Consider the following 16268-nt stretch of genomic DNA (forward strand, 5'->3'; position numbering starts at 1 on the left):
CCCGCCTACAGGCCCACACCCGTACAAATCAACCCTCAGCCGACCGTGACCGTCGGGCCGGTGGAGGTGTCGTCGTCGAGGTCGACCTCGACGCCCATCTCCTCGGCCAGCCGCAGCGCCTCTTCGATCAGCGTCTCGACGATCTGGGACTCGGGGACGGTCTTGATGACCTCGCCCTTGACGAAGATCTGCCCCTTGCCGTTCCCGGACGCCACCCCCAGGTCGGCCTCGCGGGCCTCGCCGGGGCCGTTGACGACGCAGCCCATGACGGCCACCCGCAGCGGCACCTTCATGCCCTCCAGGCCCGCCTGGACCTGCTCGGCCAGGGTGTAGACGTCCACCTGGGCGCGGCCGCACGACGGGCAGGAGACGATCTCCAGGCCGCGCTCGCGCAGGCCGAGCGACTCCAGGATCTGGGCGCCGACCTTGACCTCCTCCACCGGAGGTGCCGACAGGGAGACGCGGATGGTGTCGCCGATGCCCTCGGCGAGCAGGGCGCCGAAGGCGACGGCGGACTTGATCGTGCCCTGGAAGGCCGGGCCGGCCTCCGTGACGCCGAGGTGGAGCGGGTAGTCGCACTGGGCGGCGAGCTGGCGGTAGGCGTTGATCATCACGACCGGGTCGTTGTGCTTGACCGAGATCTTGATGTCGCGGAAGCCGTGCTCCTCGAACAGGGAGCATTCCCACAGCGCCGACTCCACCAGCGCCTCGGGGGTGGCCTTGCCGTACTTCTCGAGCAGGCGCTTGTCGAGGGAGCCGGCGTTGACGCCGATGCGGATCGGGGTGCCGGCGTCGGCGGCCGCGCGGGCGATTTCGCCGACCTTATCGTCAAATTTCTTGATATTTCCGGGGTTGACCCGGACAGCCGCGCAGCCCGCGTCGATGGCGGCGAAGACGTACTTCGGCTGGAAGTGGATGTCGGCGATCACCGGGATCTGCGACTTCCTGGCGATGATGGGCAGCGCGTCGGCGTCGTCCTGGGACGGCACGGCGACCCGGACGATCTGGCAGCCGGACGCGGTGAGCTCGGCGATCTGCTGCAAGGTGGCGTTGACGTCGGCGGTCACCGTCGTCGTCATCGACTGCACCGACACGGGGGCGTCGCCGCCCACGGGCACGCTGCCGACCATGATCTGGCGGGAGTGGCGGCGTTCGGCGAGCGGCTTGGGACGCACCGTCGGGATGCCGAGAGCTACAGGAGACATTTCAACCCTTACTGTGACGACGCTTTCCAGTTTAGGTAGCTAGCGGGACTGCCCGGCTGTGAGTTCGGCCGCACGGGCCCGGGCCCAGGCGTCGGCCGCCAGCACCTCTTCAACGGTGTCGGCGGGCGTGACCTGGTGCTCCTCGACGACCTTGGCCACGGTGTCGACGATGGACAGGAACGGCAGCCCGCGCTCGAGGAACGCGTCGAGGCACACCTCGTTGGCGGCGTTGTAGACGGCGGGCGCGGTGCCGCCCTGCCCGCCGACGTGCCTGGCCAGCGCGACCGCGGGGAACGCCAGGTCGTCGAGCGGCTCGAACGTCCAGGTGTGCGCCTTGGTCCAGTCGATGGGCCGGGCGGCGCCGGGAATGCGCCCGGGGTGGCCGAGCGCCAGGGCGATCGGCAGCCGCATGTCGGGCGGGCTGGCCTGGGCGATGGTGGAGCCGTCGACGTACTCGACCATGCTGTGGATGATCGACTGGGGGTGCACCACGACTTCGATGCGGTCGAAGCCGAGGTCGTAGAGCAGATGTGCCTCGATCACCTCCAGACCCTTGTTGACCAGGTTCGCGGAGTTGATCGTGATGTACGGGCCCATGGACCAGGTGGGGTGGGCCAGGGCCATCTCGGGCGTGACGCCGGCCATCTCCTCGCGCCTCATGCCCCTGAACGGCCCGCCGCTGGCGGTGATCACGAGCTGTTTGACGCACGAGGGGTCGTAGCCGTCGGGCCCCGCGGCCCACAGGCACTGCAGCACCGCCGAGTGCTCGGAGTCGACCGGGAGGATCTGCCCCGGCCTGGCCAGCCGCTTGACCAGCGGCCCGCCGATGATCAGGGACTCCTTGTTGGCCAGCGCGAGCGCCCTGCCCGCCTCCAGCGCGACGAGCGTGGAGGTCAGGCCGAGCGCGCCGGTGATGCCGTTGAGCACCACGTCGCACTGCCACCCGGCCACCTCGGCGACCCCTTCCGGGCCGCCCAGCACGGTGGGCGAGGCGCCGTGCGCGGCCAGCGCCTCCTTCAGCGCCGGTACGGCCGACGCGTCGGCCACCGCCACCGCCTCGGCCGCGAACTCCGCCGCCTGCCTGGCCAGCAACTCGACCCTGCCGCCGCCCGCCGCCAGCGCGGCGACCTTGAAGCCGCCGGGGTTGGCGGCGATGACGTCGAGGGCCTGGGTGCCGATCGAGCCGGTGGAGCCGAGTACGACGACGGAGCGGAGGGTCTCTGCATGCACGGGTCCCATTCTCCCCGCTGTGCGGCGCACTCGGGCACGCGGGACCGGTCGTCCAGAAATTCCCCTCCTTATGTGACGGGCGAGAGTGCAGTGAATTTGTGACGGAATATCGTCATATCGGAATGCGCAAATCTTGAGAAATCTGGATATTGCTACGGCTACCTTCCAAGCCCACCGTCCGGTTTAGGGAGGTTCGTAATGCACCGCCGCTTCGCCCTGATTTCCGCTACCACCATGCTCACCGTCACCTTGGCCCCCATCGGCACGGCCGACGCCCAGGCGCTTCGCCCCAAGCCCGCCCAGCGTGCCGCCGCCGACACGGCCGCCGAGCGGCGGCAGGTGCTGACGTACTGGACCGAGAGCCGCATGGAGTCCGCCCAGCCCCTGAACGCCCCGGCCCCGAAGGCGGAGACGGCGGGTGAGCCGGAGCGGGGCGCCCCGTTCGCCCGTGAGCCGCAGGCGGCCAGGACGCCGGGTGAGGCGTGGACCGGCGGCGGCGCGGTGGCGCGCACGACCGGCCGGATCTTCTTCACCACCCAGGCCGGCCGCAACTCCTCCTGCTCCGGCACCGCCGTGACCAGCGCCAACAAGAGCGTGGTGCTGACCGCCGGCCACTGCGTGAAGATGAGCGGCGCCTTCCACACGAACTGGGTGTTCGTGCCCGGCTACGACAGGGGCAGCCGCCCGTTCGGCACCTGGGCCGCGACCCGGTTGCTGACCACGCCCCAGTGGAACGCCAGGGAGGACATCAACTTCGACGTCGCCGCCGCCGTGGTCGCGCCGCTCGACGGCAGGACCCTGGTGGACGCCGTCGGCGGCCAGGGCGTGGCGTTCAACCAGCCCAGACGCCGGCAGATGTACGCCTTCGGCTACCCCGCGCTCGCCCCCTACGACGGCTCGAAGCTGATCTACTGCAGCGGCAGGGCGTTCGACGACTTCGTCGGGACCGACGACCTCGGCCTGACCTGCAACATGACGGGCGGATCGAGCGGCGGCCCGTGGCTGCTGAATTTCGCCGAGCAGACCGGGCTCGGCACCCTGAATTCGGTGAACAGCTTCAAATACAGCTTCGCCCCCAACTGGATGCTCGGCCCCTATTTCGGGAACGAGGCGCAGGCCGTCTACCAATCAGCCCAAACGGCCAGCGCACTCTGAGCAATTTACCGAAAGTAGTCACAAGAACACATCTCGTGGTGCACACTCGGGGGCCATGACCTTGAGCACCCCCCTGCTTGCGGCGGCCCCGCTCCTCGCGGGGCTGATCGGCCCCGCGCTCCTCGGCGCGGCACCCGCCCGCCAGCAGGCCGACCCATCGGCCGTCGTGCCCGCGCACACGGTCAAGCGGAGCGACATCGTCGAGCACGTCGCCGCCCGCAGCGCCGCGGACCACCGGCGCGTGCTCGACTACTGGACACCCGAGCGCATGGCCAAGGCCCTGCCCATCGGCCTGCTCGACATCGTGACGGACGTGACCGGCGGCGGCGACCTGCTGAGCGGCGTCACGGGCGGCGCGGGCGTGCGCACCACCCCGGAGGTAACGGGCAGGAAGGCCGACCTGGCGCTGCCGCGCAAGCTCATGGGCTCGCACCACCTGGCCGCGGCCAGGCCCGACACCAGCACGATCGGCTCCCGCTGGATCACCGGCGGCCAGGTGGCCAGGACCACGGGCCGGGTGTTCCTGACCGTGGCGGGGGCCGACTTCGTCTGCTCGGCGAGCACCGTGAACAGCGCCAACAAGGACGTCGTGGTCACCGCCGGCCACTGCGTCAAGGACGGCGCCGGCGAGTGGGCGGCGAACTGGACGTTCGTCCCCGGGTACGGCACGAACGGCCTGCGCCCGTACGGCCAGTACACCGCCCGCCGCATGTTCGTCGCCGGCCCCTGGTCGCGCAGCGGCGACGACAACTACGACGTCGGCATGGTGGCCCTGGCCACCTCGCACGGCAGGCACGTGGCCGACGTGGTGGGCACGCAGAAGATCGCGTTCAACGGAGGGCGGGGCGGGCAGGCGTTCGGCTTCGGCTACCCGGCCGACCCGCCGTACGACGGGGACCATCTGGTCTACTGCGCGGGCCGGTTGAAGAACGACCCGTACGGCCAGACCCGCGACCAGGGCCTTGGCTGCGACATGACGGCGGGCGCGAGCGGCGGGCCGTGGATGACCGGGTTCGACACGGCCAGCGGCAAGGGCACGATCACGTCGCTGAGCAGCTTCAAGTACAGCGACGACCAGCGCACGATGTACGGCCCCTACTTCGGCGACGCCGTCAAGGCGCTCTTCGACACCGCCCAGCACGCCTGACCTGGCGGGCGCCCCGTCCGGGACCGGGGCGCCCCGGCGGTTCTCAGAGCGTCAGCCCGGTCAGCACCATGACCTTCTCGTAGGTGTAGTCCTCCATCGCCGAGTGCAGCCCCTCGCGGCCGATCCCCGAGTCCTTGACCCCGCCGTACGGCATCTGGTCGGCCCGGTACGAGGGCACGTCGCCGATGATCACACCGCCCACCTCCAGCTCCCGGTTCGCCCGGAAGGCGGCGTCCAGCGAGCGGGTGAACACCCCGGCCTGCAGTCCGTACTTCGAGTCGTTGACCATGGCGTACGCCTCGTCGATCGACTCCGCGGCCTGGAGGATCATGACGGGCCCGAAGACCTCCTCGCGCGCCACCTTGGCGTCGTGCGGGACGTCGGCCAGCACCGTCGGGGCGATGGTGGCGCCCTGCCTGGTGCCGCCCGCCAGCACCTTCGCCCCGGCGGCGACGGCTTCGCCGACCCACTGCTCGACCCGCTCGGCGGCGGCCTCCGAGACCAGGGGGCCCACCTGGGTCTTCTCGTCGGCGGGGTCGCCGGTGACGAGGGCGGCCACGGCGGGCAGCAGGCGCTCCGCGAACGCGTCGTAGACGGGCCGCTCGACGATCACCCGCTGGACGGCGATGCAGCTCTGCCCGGCCTGGTAGTTGGAGAAGAGGGCGATGCGCCGGGCCGCCCAGTCGAGGTCGGCGTCGGCCAGCACGACGGCGGCCGCGTTGCCGCCCAGCTCCAGCGTCACGTGCTTGCGCGGCACCTGGTCGGCGATGGCGTAGCCGACGGGCGCGGAGCCGGTGAACGACACCACGGGCAGTCTCGGGTCCTGGACCAGCGCGGAGGCCCGGTCGTTCTCGATCGGCAGCACCGAGAACATGCCTTCGGGCAGGTCCGTCTCGGCCAGGATCTCGCCGAGCAGCAGCGAGGACAGCGGCGTGGCGGGCGCGGGCTTGACGATGACGGGTGCGCCGACGGCGATGGCGGGGGCGACCTTGTGAGCGACCAGGTTCAGCGGGAAGTTGAACGGGGTGATCGCCAGGACGGGGCCCTTGGGCACGCGGGAGACGTACGCCAGGCGCCCGGCCGCGGCGGGCTCGGTGTCGAGCCGCTGCACGCCGCCGGACCAGCGGCGGGCCTCCTCGGCGGCGAAGCGGAACGTGGCCACCGCGCGCCCGACCTCGCCGCGGGCCCACATGACGGGCTTGCCGTTCTCGGCGGTGATCAGGTGGGCGATCTCGTCGGCCCGCTCGGCGATCCGGCGCGACACGTGGGCCAGGGCCTCGGCCCGTACGTGGACGGGCAGCGCGGCGGCCTGCGCGGCCACCGCGGAGGCGGCCGCGACGGCCTCCTCGACCTGGGCGTCGGTCGGCACGGAGTGCCTGCCGACCTCGCGGCCGTCGTGGGGGTTGGTGACAGTGAGCTCGGTGTCCCCGGTCGCGGCGCGGCCGGCCAGCCAGAAGGTACGCACGTCCATGTCTCCGACGTTATGCCAAGGCATGGACCGGGGATTTACACCACGATGCACAACACCCCCACGAGGGCTCACCGTTAAGTACAAGCCCCGTTGTATACCCATGATGTAACAGAAGTAGACCCAATTCGGGATGTTTACCATGCGGAGTGGTTTGAGCGATCTCCGCTATGGCTAAGTCATCGGGTGCGGGTCTCCAGCGCGGTGGGCCCCCGACTCAGAAAGGCGTGGGCCCCGTGACCGAACAGCGTGAGGTCACAAGGACGCAGAGTTCCTTGGCCACGAAGGAGGTCGCATGACCTCGGCGCCTCTGGGGCTACAGGGCGCCTACCTCATGGGTGAGCGCGCCGGCCATGACGAGCTGCGCTCCCACCTCCTCGACGTCGCGGTGAACCTGCTGCGGACCGACGGGCCCGACAGCCTCACCATGCGCCGCATCGCCGCCGAGGCAGGCTGCACGACGACCGTGATCTACACGATGTTCGGCAACCGGGAGGGCCTGGCGGAGGCGCTCTACCTGGAGGGATTCGAGCGCTTCAGGCGTTTCCTGGAGGCGGTGCCGCAGCGCCGCGACCCGCTGGAGCAGCTCAACGCGCTCGGCCCCGCGTACCGGCAGGCGTGCCTGTCGGAGCCCGGCTACTACAGCCTGATGTTCGAGCGGGCGATCCCCGGCTTCGAGCCCAGCGAGCGCGCCAGGACCCTGGCCCGCGCGGCGCTGAACATCCTCGACCGCGTCATCGCCGACTGCATCTCGGCCGGCTACCTGATCCCCACCCAGCCTCGCAAGATCGCCGACGCGCTGTGGGCGGCCGCGCAGGGGGCGATCTCCCTGGAGCGGGCCGGGCACCTGCGCGACGGGCGCACGTTCGAGGCGGTGACCACGGCGATCATCTGCTGCTACCTCGTGGAGAAGCCGGAGTAGCGCCTCTTCTGGCCGCCTCCAGGGCCAGCCACAGCTCGGCGCGGGTGCCCGGCTCGTCGAGGTCGCGGCCCAGCAGCTCGGCGACGCGTCTCATCCGGTAGCGCAGCGTGTGGCGGTGCACGCCCAGCCGCTGTGCCGCCGCGTCCCAGTGGCCGTTGCTGTCCAGGTACGCGCGCAGCGACTCGACGAGGTCGGCCCGGGAGCCGTACGCGGTCAGCGGGGCCAGGACGGCGGCGGAGAACGCCTGGGCGGCGGCGGGGTCGAGCAGCCCGAGCAGGCCCTGCCCGGCCAGCTCGGCGAACCTGACGACACGGCCGGCGTCCCCCGCCCCGTCCCGGCCGCGGGCCGCCTCCAGGGCACGGCCGGCCTGGTCGAGAGCGTTGCGGAGACCGGCGGCGTCACACGGCTGGCTGCACCCCACGGGCGCCTCCGCGCCCAGCGCCACCTCCTCCGCCACGCTCTCGGCCACGATCGCGATGACGGTGCGGGGATCGGTGGCGCCCGTATGGCCGGCGAGGCCGCCGGAGCCGGCGGGGTTGGCGAGGCCGCCGGAGCCGGCGTCAGCGACGCCGGGGCCGGTGCTGAGCAGCGCGGCGAAAGCGCGCGCCTCCAGGGCCTCCAGCGCCTCGGCGCCCGCGGCCAGCACGACCAGCGGCGGCTCGGGCAGCCGGCCGCCCAGCGCTCCCAGCACGGCGCGGGCCCGCTCCCCCTCCCCGGCCAGCAGCAGCTCCAGCACCGCCGTGCGGAGGCGGCGTTCGGCGGCGAGCTGGGTTCTGCCCTGCTCCATGGCCAGCGTGAGCAGCGACCCGGCCGCGTTGATCACCGTGTGGGTGACGGGGGTGAAGGCGTGCGGCGCGCCGACGGCGAAGAACCCGCGCGGCCGCGCCCCGCCACCGAGCGGCTGCACGACGACGTGCTCGCCAGGCCCGGACAACGCCAGACTGGCAGGCATCCGCTCACCACCACCGGCCCGCGCCGCACCCACCTGCGCCCCGCCGCCCGCGGTCTCCACGGGCTGGCCGCGGCGCCGGGCGAGCTCGGCCGTGACCACGCCGAGGCCGGCGCCGCGGGTGGCGTGGCGGACCTCGCCGGACTCGTCCAGCAGGGCGGCCCAGCCGCCGACTTCCCTGGCCAGCCGGTCGATGACGGCGTGCATGCCCTCCGGCCGCAGCGCCGCCCGCGTCAGCCGGCCCTGGGCGGCGAAGGCGCGGCTGATCTCCTCGTACTGCTCGGCCGCCAGCAGCTCGCTGACCGCCTTGCCGACCGCGATGAACGGGGTCTCGCGCGGCACCTCCAGCAGCGGCAGCCCGGCGGACTCCGCGGCCGAGGCGAGGGCGGGCGGCACCTCCTCGTGCGAGACACCGACGCCGAATCCGAGCCCGGCGACACCCCGGCGCACCAGGCGCGCCACGTACCCTGTCAGGTCGCCTTCCATCCGCATGCCGGTGGTGAGCAGCAGCTCCCCGCCTTCGAGGTACGGTGTCGGATCGGCGAGCTCGCTGACCGCGACCCAGCGCACGGCGGCGTCCAGCACCCCTGGCCGCCCGGTCCCGGCGACCGGCCGGAGGTTCATGCGGCGCACGACGGTCTGCAGCGAAGGCGGCATGAGCGATTTGTCCATTCCGGCAAAGACGAGCACTCCCAGTGTGACATATCGACGTATCGGAGCTGATGGGAGCCCGCCGTACCGTCGGAGCCATGAGCATTCCCCAGGAGCGGCGCGTCGTGACCGCGATCCCAGGCCCCAAGTCCCAGGAGTTGCTGGCCCGCAAGCAGGCGGCCGTCCCGCCCGGCATCGGCACCACGCTGCCGGTCTTCGTCACCCGCGCCGGCGGCGGCGTGGTGGAGGACGCCGACGGGAACTCGCTGATCGACTTCGGCTCGGGCATCGCCGTGACGAACGTGGGCAACGCCGCCCCCAGGGTCGTCGAGCGCGTCCAGAAGCAGGTGGCGGACTTCACGCACACCTGTTTCATGGTCACCCCGTACGAGTCGTACGTGGAGGTCTGCGAGAAGCTCAACGAGCTGACGCCCGGCGACCACGACAAGCGCACGTTCCTGGTGAACTCGGGCGCCGAGGCCGTGGAGAACGCCGTCAAGATCGCCCGGCACGCGACCGGCCGCCAGGGCGTGGTGGTGTTCGACCACGGTTACCACGGCCGCACGCTGCTCACGATGACGCTGACGGCCAAGAACATGCCGTACAAGCAGGGGTTCGGCCCGTTCGCGCCGGAGGTGTACCGGGTTCCGCTGGCGTACCCGTTCCGCTGGCCGACCGGCCCGGAGAACTGCGCGGAGGAGGCCGCCGAGCAGGCCATCGACCTGATCACCAAGCAGATCGGCGCGCAGAACGTGGCGGCCGTGGTGATCGAGCCGATCGCGGGCGAGGGCGGGTTCATCGTGCCCGCGAGGGGGTTCCTGCCGCGGATCGCCGAGTTCTGCCGGGCGAACGGGATCGTGTTCGTGGCCGACGAGGTGCAGACGGGCTTCGCGCGGACGGGCACCCTGTTCGCCTGCGAGGACGAGGGCGTCGTGCCGGACATCATCACCACCGCCAAGGGCATCGCGGGCGGCCTGCCGCTGGCGGCTGTGACGGGGCGTGCGGACCTCATGGACAAGGTGCACGTCGGCGGCCTCGGCGGCACGTACGGCGGCAACCCGCTCGCCTGCGAGGCCGCGCTGGGCGTGCTGGAGACGATCGAGGCGGACGACCTGGTCGCCAGGGCCCGCCGCATCGGCGAGATCATGCTCCCCAGGCTGGAGGCGCTCAAGGAGCGCTTCGACGTGATCGGCGACGTGCGCGGACGCGGCGCGATGATCGCGATCGAGCTGGTCGAGCCCGGCACCAAGGAGCCGAACCCGACCGCCGTCCAGGAGGTCGTCAAGCGCTGCCACGCGGAGGGCCTGCTGGTCCTGACGGCCGGCACGTACGGCAACGTGCTGCGCTTCCTGCCCCCGCTGGTGATCCCCGAGCACCTGCTGGAGGAGGGGCTGGGCATCCTGGAGAAGGCGATCGCCGAGCTCTGACGAAGACCAACGAAACGGGCATCCAGCTTGGGCTGGATGCCCGTTTTTGTGGTGTAAACGGCCTCATCCGGGTAGAGAATTCACCCTGACTTGACGCTCAGCTAGACGCTCACGGCCTCGGTCAGGGTTATAACGGTTCCGACATACGGTGGGGCGATGGCAGCTGGGAGCGTGATGAACTGGGGTCCGACCAGAACGGCGCGGAGTATGTTGACGTTCGACCCTGAGGGCCTGACCTGGGCCCAGCGCGACGGCGACGCCTGCGTCGTCTGCCACAAGAGGTGGCCGCGGCCGCGCGTGCGCGTGGGCCGCCTGCCCGACGACTCGGCCGTGCTGGCCTGCGCCGACTGCGCCGAGGCGCTCCTGCCCGCGCCCATGGCCACCGTGGTGGCCTTCCCGTCGCGTTAGCCGTCTCCGCCCGGCCGTTCTCCGTTCAGCCGTCCGCCGCGCGACCGGAGCGGCGGCGAGACGCCCCGGGACGGGGGGAAGGCCCGGGGCGCCTCTGGCGGGCCACGCCCAGCGGGGGGATGGGCGGGCACGTGGGCCTGATCACTTCAGGAGCTCGCTCCACCGATCGGCCCAGACACGATAGTCAGTGCATTCCCCGTCCTCTGCCCGGCAATCCCCGGGCGGCCGCGTCGCGAACACCACCCGGCCGAGCCGCTTGGCGTCACCCACCCCGTACGCCTCGCACATCGCCTTGGCCCGCCCCTTGCACGCCTTGGAGTTGGCCGGCGCCATGCCCGCCCACGCCGCCGCGTCGCGCTGCGCGCCGGCCGCCGTCACCCAGTTGAGCCACCGGTAGGCGCAGGCGGTGTCGGGCACGTTCGCGCCCAGCATCCACGAGTCGACCCAGCCGGTCGTTCTCGGCGTCGAGACGGGCTTGACCGCCAGGCCGGCCTGCTGCAGGAGCAGCCGGTAGTACGGGGTGACCTGCGCGTAGTCGAGCGACCCGGTGGCGAAGCCCCTGACCAGGTCGACCGGGTTCCGCCAGTAGGTGCGGTCCTTGTTGCGCTCCAGCAGCGCCATCGCCTCGCCGAGCTCGGCCTCGCTCAGCTCGTACGGCTCCTTGGCCGACCCCTCGGCCAGCGCCGCCTCGGCGATCGTCAGCGGGGTGTCCTTGAGCGCCGCCCGGTCGGAGGAGAACAGCTGCTCCAGCCCCCCGCCCCTGACCCTGGCCGAGTCGTAGACGAACTCGTGGTAGGCCCACAGGTACGGCACCCCGTACGCCTTGCCCGACACCGTGGTCATCTCGCGGAAGTCCTCGGCGAGGTCCTCGTAGTCGCTGACCTTGGCCGGGTCGATGGGCTGCACCTGCTTGGCCGCGATCAGGTCGGCGGCCAGCACGGGCCCGGCGGTGATCACGTCGTACGGCCGCTGGGTGACCCTGTCGGCCATCTCCTCGGCGGTCTGCACGGTGTCGAGCCGGGCGATGCGGCAGCCCGTCTCCTTCTCGAAGTTGCCCACCCAGTTGACCTTGGGGCTGACGCCGCCGTACTCGGCGTAGCCCCGGTAGGTGAGGATCTGCAGCGTGCCGTCGCTCTGCGTCGCCGTCGGCGTGGGGGTGGGCGTGGGATTGGGGGTGGCCTTGGCGGAGGGCCTGGTCGTCGCGGTCGTCGACGGCGCCGGGTCCGCCGCCGCGGCCGTGCCGGTGGCCAGCACCGCCGCGGCGAGCGCCAGTGCGTACGTGCGCCGACGATTCACGTTGTCCCCCCTTGTCCTGTCTGATCGGAGCTTACCGGTGACAGGACAAGGGGAGGCGGCGGTTACCCGTTCGTCGGGAAGCCCAGGTTCACGCCGCCGTGCGAGGGGTCCAGCCAGCGGGAGGTGACGACCTTGCCGCGGGTGTAGAAGTGCACGCCCTCGGTGCCGTGCACGTGCGTGTCGCCGAACAGGGAGGACTTCCAGCCGCCGAAGCTGTAGAAGGCCATCGGCACCGGGATCGGCACGTTGATGCCCACCATGCCGACCTCGACCTCGTTCTGGAAGCGCCGGGCCGCGCCGCCGTCGTTGGTGAAGATGGCGGTGCCGTTGCCGTACATGCCGCCGTTGATCACCCCCAGGCCCTCCTCGTACGAGCCGACCCGGACGATCGACAGCACGGGGCCGAAGATCTCCTCGGTGTGCGTACGGGAGCCGGCGGGCACGTGGTCGAGCACCGTCGGGCCGAGCCAGAAGCCGGGCGTGTCCGCGGCCCTGCCGCCGCCCAGGACGGGCGTCTCGCGGCCGTCCACGACCAGCTTGGCGCCCTCCTCGACTCCCAGGTCCAGGTAGGAGGCCACCTTGTCGCGGTGCGGACCGGTGACCAGCGGCCCCATCTCGGAGCCGGGGTCGTCGCCGGGGCCGACGGTCAGCCGGCCGACCCGCTCGACGATCTTCTCGACGAGCTCGTCGCCGATCGGGTCCACGGCCAGCACGACGGAGATCGCCATGCACCGCTCGCCCGCCGAGCCGAACCCGGCCGACACGGCCGAGTCGGCCACCAGGTCCAGATCGGCGTCGGGCAGCACCAGCATGTGGTTCTTGGCGCCGCCGAGCGCCTGGACCCGCTTGCCGTGCGCGGTGCCGGTCTCGTAGACGTACTTCGCGATGGGGGTGGAGCCGACGAACGACACGGCGCGCACGTCGGGGTGCTCCAGCAGCCGGTCCACGCTCACCTTGTCGCCCTGCACGACGTTGAACACGCCGTCGGGCAGCCCGGCCTCCTGCCAGAGCCGCGCCATGAGCAGCGAGGCCGACGGGTCCCGCTCCGACGGCTTGAGCACGAACGTGTTCCCGCACGCGATCGCCACCGGGTACATCCACATCGGCACCATCGCCGGGAAGTTGAACGGCGTGATCCCGGCGACCACGCCCAGCGGCTGCCTGATCGAGTAGGAGTCGACGCGGGTCGAGACGCCTTCGGAGTAACCGCCCTTGAGCAGGTGCGGGATGCCGCAGGCGAACTCCACGACCTCCAGCCCGCGGGCCACCTCGCCGAGCGCGTCGGAGTGCACCTTGCCGTGCTCGGCGGAGATCAGCGCGGCCAGCTCGTCGCGGTGGGCGTACATGAGCTCGCGGAAGCGGAACAGCACGCCGGCCCGCTTGGTCAGCGACGCGTCCCGCCAGGCCGGGTAGGCCGCGGCGGCCGCCGCCACGGCGGCGTCCACGTCGGCGGCGGAGGCCAGCGCGACGCTGCCGCTCACCGCGCCGGTGGCGGGGTTGAAGAGCTCCGCGGTACGGGCGGCGTCGCCGTCCGCGAGGGCTCCGTTGATCCAGTGCTTCACGGACTTCACTGCGCTGCTGCCTCTGCGTCGATCGTTTCGAGGGCGGTGACGATGATGCCCAGGCCCTCGGTGGCCTCGTCCACCGTGAGCGTGAGGGGCGGGGCCATGCGGATGGCGGTGCCGTACAGGCCGCCCTTGCCCGCCAGCAGGCCCGCCTGCTTGGTCAGCTCCATGAAGCGGGCGGCCTGGGCCGGGCTCTGCAGCTCGACGGCGAACATCAGGCCCTTGCCGCGCACGTCCTGGACGACGGGCAGCCGCTCGGCGGCGGCCTTGAGCCCGCCGATGATGATCTCGCCGGTACGCGCGGCGTTGGCCTGGAGATTGTGGTCGAGCACGTAGTCGAGGGTGGCGTTGGCGGCGGCCATGGAGATCGGGTTGCCGCCGAAGGTGGACAGGCCGACGGCGTGCGGGGCGTCCATGAGGTCGCCGCGCGCGACGATGCCGCCGACCGCGAAGCCGTTCCCGAGCCCCTTGGCGAACGTGATCATGTCGGGGGTGACGCCGTGGTTCTCGATGCCGAAGAACGCGCTGCCGGTCCGGCCCCAGCCGGTCTGCACCTCGTCCGAGATGAACAGGATGCCCTGCTCGTCCAGCACCTCCTTGTACGCCGCGAACAGCCCGTCGGGGGCCATCGTGAAGCCGCCCACGCCCTGGATCGGCTCGGCGATCAGCGCCGCGACGTCGTTGGAGACGGACGTGGCCAGCACGTGGCGCAGGTCGTCCACGCAGGCCCGGATGTAGTCGGCGTCCGACAGGCCCTTGAACTGGGTCAGGTGCCGGTCGGCGCCGTGCAGGAAGTGCACGTTGAGCGGGGAGAGCGAGTTGTTCTTCCACGACCGGTTGGAGGTGACGCTGATCGCGCCGAAGCTGCGGCCGTGGTAGCTCTGGCGCATGGCCAGCACCTGGTCGCTCCTGCGCGCGTACGTGGCCAGCAGCAGCGCGGTCTCGTTGGCCTCGGTGCCGGAGTTGGTGAAGAAGACCTTGGCGTCGGGGATGCCGGACAGGCGCGCGATCTTCTCGGCCAGCTCGATCTGGCCGCGCAGCAGGTAGACGGTGCTGGTGTGGACCACACCGGTGGCGAGCTGGCGCTCGACGGCCTCACGTACCTCGGGGATGTCGTACCCGATCATGTTGGTCAGGATCCCGGCGAAGAAGTCGAGGTAACTCTTGCCGTCAGCGTCGATGACGCGGTTGCCCTTGCCGCTGACGATCTCGATGGGGTCGTTGTAGTTGAGGGCCAGCCAGTTCGGCATCACTGCCCGGTGGCGCGCGAGAAGCTCCGACATGTTACCGAGTATCCCTTTTCCAGACGGAGGGCTCCTACCCGCAACATGTCGGAGGGGAGGCGACTTGGTTTACACAGTGGAAGGCGTCAGACCTTCGCGAGCTCGGGAGAGGCGACGGGCGCGGCCGGGCGCAGCACCGTGACGGCGAGCAGCGCGGCGGCCACGCAGAACGCGGCGCCCACCCACGACCCCAGATGCATCGCCGACGTGAACGCCTGGTTGCCCGCCTCGGCGAAGCCCAGGGTGTGGGCGCCGCCGATCGACTCCCTGGCCAGAGCGGGCAGGGAGCCGGGCATCTCGGAGGTGTACCGGGTGGCCAGCACGCTGCCCAGCACGGCGATGCTGAGCGCCATGCCGACCTGCTGCACGGTGTCGTTGAGCGCGGACCCGACACCGGCGCGCTCCACGGGGATGGCCCCCATGAGGGAGGTGTAGGCGGCGGGACCGGCCAGGCCGCCACCCATCCCCATGATCACCAGCCCGGTGGCCAGGGGCAGGAAGCCGGTGGTCAGCGCCATGACGACGAAGCCGCCTGCCATCAGCAGCAGCCCCGCGAACACCAGCACCCGGTTGCTGAGCTTCTTGCCGAGGCCGGCGCCCACGCCGTTGAAGATCGCGGCGGCCACGGCGTACGGCAGCATGGCCAGCCCGGCCTGCATCTCCCCGTACCCCAGCACGAACTGCAGGTACTGGGTGAGGATCAGCATCACGGCGCCGGCGCCGAACGACATGAGCAGGATCGAGAAGGAGGCGCCGCTGAAGTTGCGGTTGGCGAACAGGAAGAGCGGCAGCATCGGCTCGTCCTGGCGCCGCTCCCAGATCACGAAGGCGACGAGGGCGGCGACGGCCAGCACGATGACGGGAATGTTCCACTCGCGCTCGATGATCACGTAGACGGCCGCGGTCAGGCCGACGATCGACAGCACCACGCCCACCGGGTCGATCTTCCTGCCCTCGCTGCGTGTCTCGGGCATGAGCACGACGGCGGCCACGACGGCGACCGCGGCGATGGGGATGTTCAGCAGGAAGACCGAGCCCCACCAGTAGTGCTCCAGCAGGAATCCGCCCACGGTCGGCCCCGAGACCAGGCTGATCAGGGCCACGGCGCTCCACGCGGCCATCGCCTTGCGCCGCTCCTCCTCGTCGAACACGGTCATCAGGATCGACAGCGTGGACGGCATGACGAGCGCGCCGCCGACGCCCATGAGGCCGCGGGCGGCGATGAGCTGCCAGGGCTCGGTGACGAGCACGGCCAGCAGGGACGCGCCGCCGAAGAAGACCAGGCCGATGATCAGGAAGCGGCGGCGGCCGTACTTGTCGGACAGGCTGCCCGAGGTGAGCAGCAGGCCGGCGAAGGCCAGCACGTAGGCGTCGATGATCCACTGGATGTCGGACGGCGTCGCGCCCATCTCCTGGTTCAGCGAGGGGATGGCCAGGTTGAGCACGGTGTTGTCGATGCCGAGGACCAGCAGCGCCAGGCAAAGGACGGCGAGGATCCACCATCGACGGGGGTCTCGTACAGTGTTCGAGGTCACTCGCACAGTGTACGACAACCCTCGAAC

Annotated in this window: 13 protein-coding genes; 5 read left to right on the forward strand and 8 right to left on the reverse strand. The window is 71.2% G+C overall.

Annotation, left to right across the window (positions count from 1 at the left end; translation table 11 throughout):
- Nucleotides 1–35 precede the first annotated feature (35 nt).
- On the reverse strand, nucleotides 36–1205 hold the full coding sequence (ispG, locus tag HD593_RS46875; RefSeq protein WP_185109368.1) for a flavodoxin-dependent (E)-4-hydroxy-3-methylbut-2-enyl-diphosphate synthase: 1170 nt from the start codon (nucleotides 1203–1205) through the stop codon (nucleotides 36–38).
- Nucleotides 1206–1244: 39 nt separating this feature from the next.
- Complete coding sequence (gene dxr / locus HD593_RS46880) at nucleotides 1245–2444, reverse strand: 1-deoxy-D-xylulose-5-phosphate reductoisomerase (protein WP_185109369.1); 1200 nt, start codon at nucleotides 2442–2444, stop codon at nucleotides 1245–1247.
- Nucleotides 2445–2669: 225 nt separating this feature from the next.
- Here dxr and HD593_RS46885 point away from each other — a divergent pair, with 225 nt between their 5' ends.
- Nucleotides 2670–3590 carry a trypsin-like serine peptidase gene (locus HD593_RS46885; protein ID WP_246547102.1) on the forward strand — a complete coding sequence of 307 codons (921 nt, stop codon included), beginning with the start codon at nucleotides 2670–2672 and terminating at the stop codon, nucleotides 3588–3590.
- Nucleotides 3591–3645: 55 nt separating this feature from the next.
- Complete coding sequence (locus HD593_RS46890; protein ID WP_185109371.1) at nucleotides 3646–4737, forward strand: trypsin-like serine peptidase; 1092 nt, start codon at nucleotides 3646–3648, stop codon at nucleotides 4735–4737.
- A gap of 43 nt (nucleotides 4738–4780) precedes the next feature.
- On the opposite strand, the gene HD593_RS46895 is transcribed toward HD593_RS46890, so the two are convergent.
- Nucleotides 4781–6208, reverse strand: a complete 1428-nt coding sequence (locus tag HD593_RS46895; protein ID WP_185109372.1) for an aldehyde dehydrogenase family protein — start codon at nucleotides 6206–6208, stop codon at nucleotides 4781–4783.
- 292 nt (nucleotides 6209–6500) lie between these two features.
- Between HD593_RS46895 and HD593_RS46900 the strand changes: the two genes are divergently transcribed.
- A complete protein-coding gene (locus tag HD593_RS46900; RefSeq protein ID WP_185109373.1) occupies nucleotides 6501–7127 on the forward strand; it encodes a TetR/AcrR family transcriptional regulator in 627 nt (208 codons plus the stop codon).
- Here HD593_RS46900 and HD593_RS46905 read toward each other — a convergent pair.
- Entirely contained in the window at nucleotides 7093–8733 is a 1641-nt protein-coding gene (locus tag HD593_RS46905; protein WP_185109374.1) for a PucR family transcriptional regulator, read from the reverse strand. The genes HD593_RS46900 and HD593_RS46905 overlap by 35 nt on opposite strands.
- Before the next feature lie 92 nt (nucleotides 8734–8825).
- On the opposite strand from HD593_RS46905, the gene gabT reads away from it, so the two are divergent.
- Together gabT and HD593_RS46915 are read left to right on the forward strand one after the other, a co-directional pair.
- Entirely contained in the window at nucleotides 8826–10154 is a 1329-nt protein-coding gene (gabT, locus tag HD593_RS46910) for a 4-aminobutyrate--2-oxoglutarate transaminase (RefSeq protein WP_185109375.1), read from the forward strand.
- Nucleotides 10155–10361: 207 nt separating this feature from the next.
- The gene (locus HD593_RS46915) at nucleotides 10362–10562 is read left to right on the forward strand and encodes a hypothetical protein (RefSeq protein ID WP_185109376.1); all 201 of its coding nucleotides are present in this window, start codon (nucleotides 10362–10364) and stop codon (nucleotides 10560–10562) included.
- Between the two features lie 141 nt (nucleotides 10563–10703).
- On the opposite strand, the gene HD593_RS46920 is transcribed toward HD593_RS46915, so the two are convergent.
- The 4 genes from HD593_RS46920 to HD593_RS46935 form a co-directional block, all read right to left on the reverse strand.
- Complete coding sequence (locus HD593_RS46920) at nucleotides 10704–11858, reverse strand: extracellular solute-binding protein (RefSeq protein ID WP_185109377.1); 1155 nt, start codon at nucleotides 11856–11858, stop codon at nucleotides 10704–10706.
- A 62-nt stretch (nucleotides 11859–11920) separates the two neighbouring features.
- A complete protein-coding gene (locus HD593_RS46925) occupies nucleotides 11921–13429 on the reverse strand; it encodes a CoA-acylating methylmalonate-semialdehyde dehydrogenase (RefSeq protein WP_185109378.1) in 1509 nt (502 codons plus the stop codon).
- The gene (locus HD593_RS46930; RefSeq protein WP_185109379.1) at nucleotides 13426–14706 is read right to left on the reverse strand and encodes an aspartate aminotransferase family protein; all 1281 of its coding nucleotides are present in this window, start codon (nucleotides 14704–14706) and stop codon (nucleotides 13426–13428) included. Before HD593_RS46930 ends, HD593_RS46925 begins: the two co-directional genes overlap by 4 nt.
- 86 nt (nucleotides 14707–14792) lie before the next feature.
- Nucleotides 14793–16241 carry an MFS transporter gene (locus HD593_RS46935; protein ID WP_185109380.1) on the reverse strand — a complete coding sequence of 483 codons (1449 nt, stop codon included), beginning with the start codon at nucleotides 16239–16241 and terminating at the stop codon, nucleotides 14793–14795.
- Nucleotides 16242–16268 lie beyond the last annotated feature (27 nt).

The sequence above is a fragment of the Nonomuraea rubra genome, from assembly GCF_014207985.1.
Lineage (GTDB): Bacteria > Actinomycetota > Actinomycetes > Streptosporangiales > Streptosporangiaceae > Nonomuraea > Nonomuraea rubra.

Coding starts and splice junctions, on each gene's coding strand:
- ispG (WP_185109368.1), bottom strand. CDS start 1,205: ATGTCTCCTGTAGCTCTCGGCATCCCGACGGTGCGTCCCAAGCCGCTC.
- dxr (WP_185109369.1), bottom strand. CDS start 2,444: ATGGGACCCGTGCATGCAGAGACCCTCCGCTCCGTCGTCGTACTCGGC.
- HD593_RS46885 (WP_246547102.1), top strand. CDS start 2,670: ATGCTCACCGTCACCTTGGCCCCCATCGGCACGGCCGACGCCCAGGCG.
- HD593_RS46890 (WP_185109371.1), top strand. CDS start 3,646: ATGACCTTGAGCACCCCCCTGCTTGCGGCGGCCCCGCTCCTCGCGGGG.
- HD593_RS46895 (WP_185109372.1), bottom strand. CDS start 6,208: ATGGACGTGCGTACCTTCTGGCTGGCCGGCCGCGCCGCGACCGGGGAC.
- HD593_RS46900 (WP_185109373.1), top strand. CDS start 6,501: ATGACCTCGGCGCCTCTGGGGCTACAGGGCGCCTACCTCATGGGTGAG.
- HD593_RS46905 (WP_185109374.1), bottom strand. CDS start 8,733: ATGCCGCCTTCGCTGCAGACCGTCGTGCGCCGCATGAACCTCCGGCCG.
- gabT (WP_185109375.1), top strand. CDS start 8,826: ATGAGCATTCCCCAGGAGCGGCGCGTCGTGACCGCGATCCCAGGCCCC.
- HD593_RS46915 (WP_185109376.1), top strand. CDS start 10,362: ATGTTGACGTTCGACCCTGAGGGCCTGACCTGGGCCCAGCGCGACGGC.
- HD593_RS46930 (WP_185109379.1), bottom strand. CDS start 14,706: ATGTCGGAGCTTCTCGCGCGCCACCGGGCAGTGATGCCGAACTGGCTG.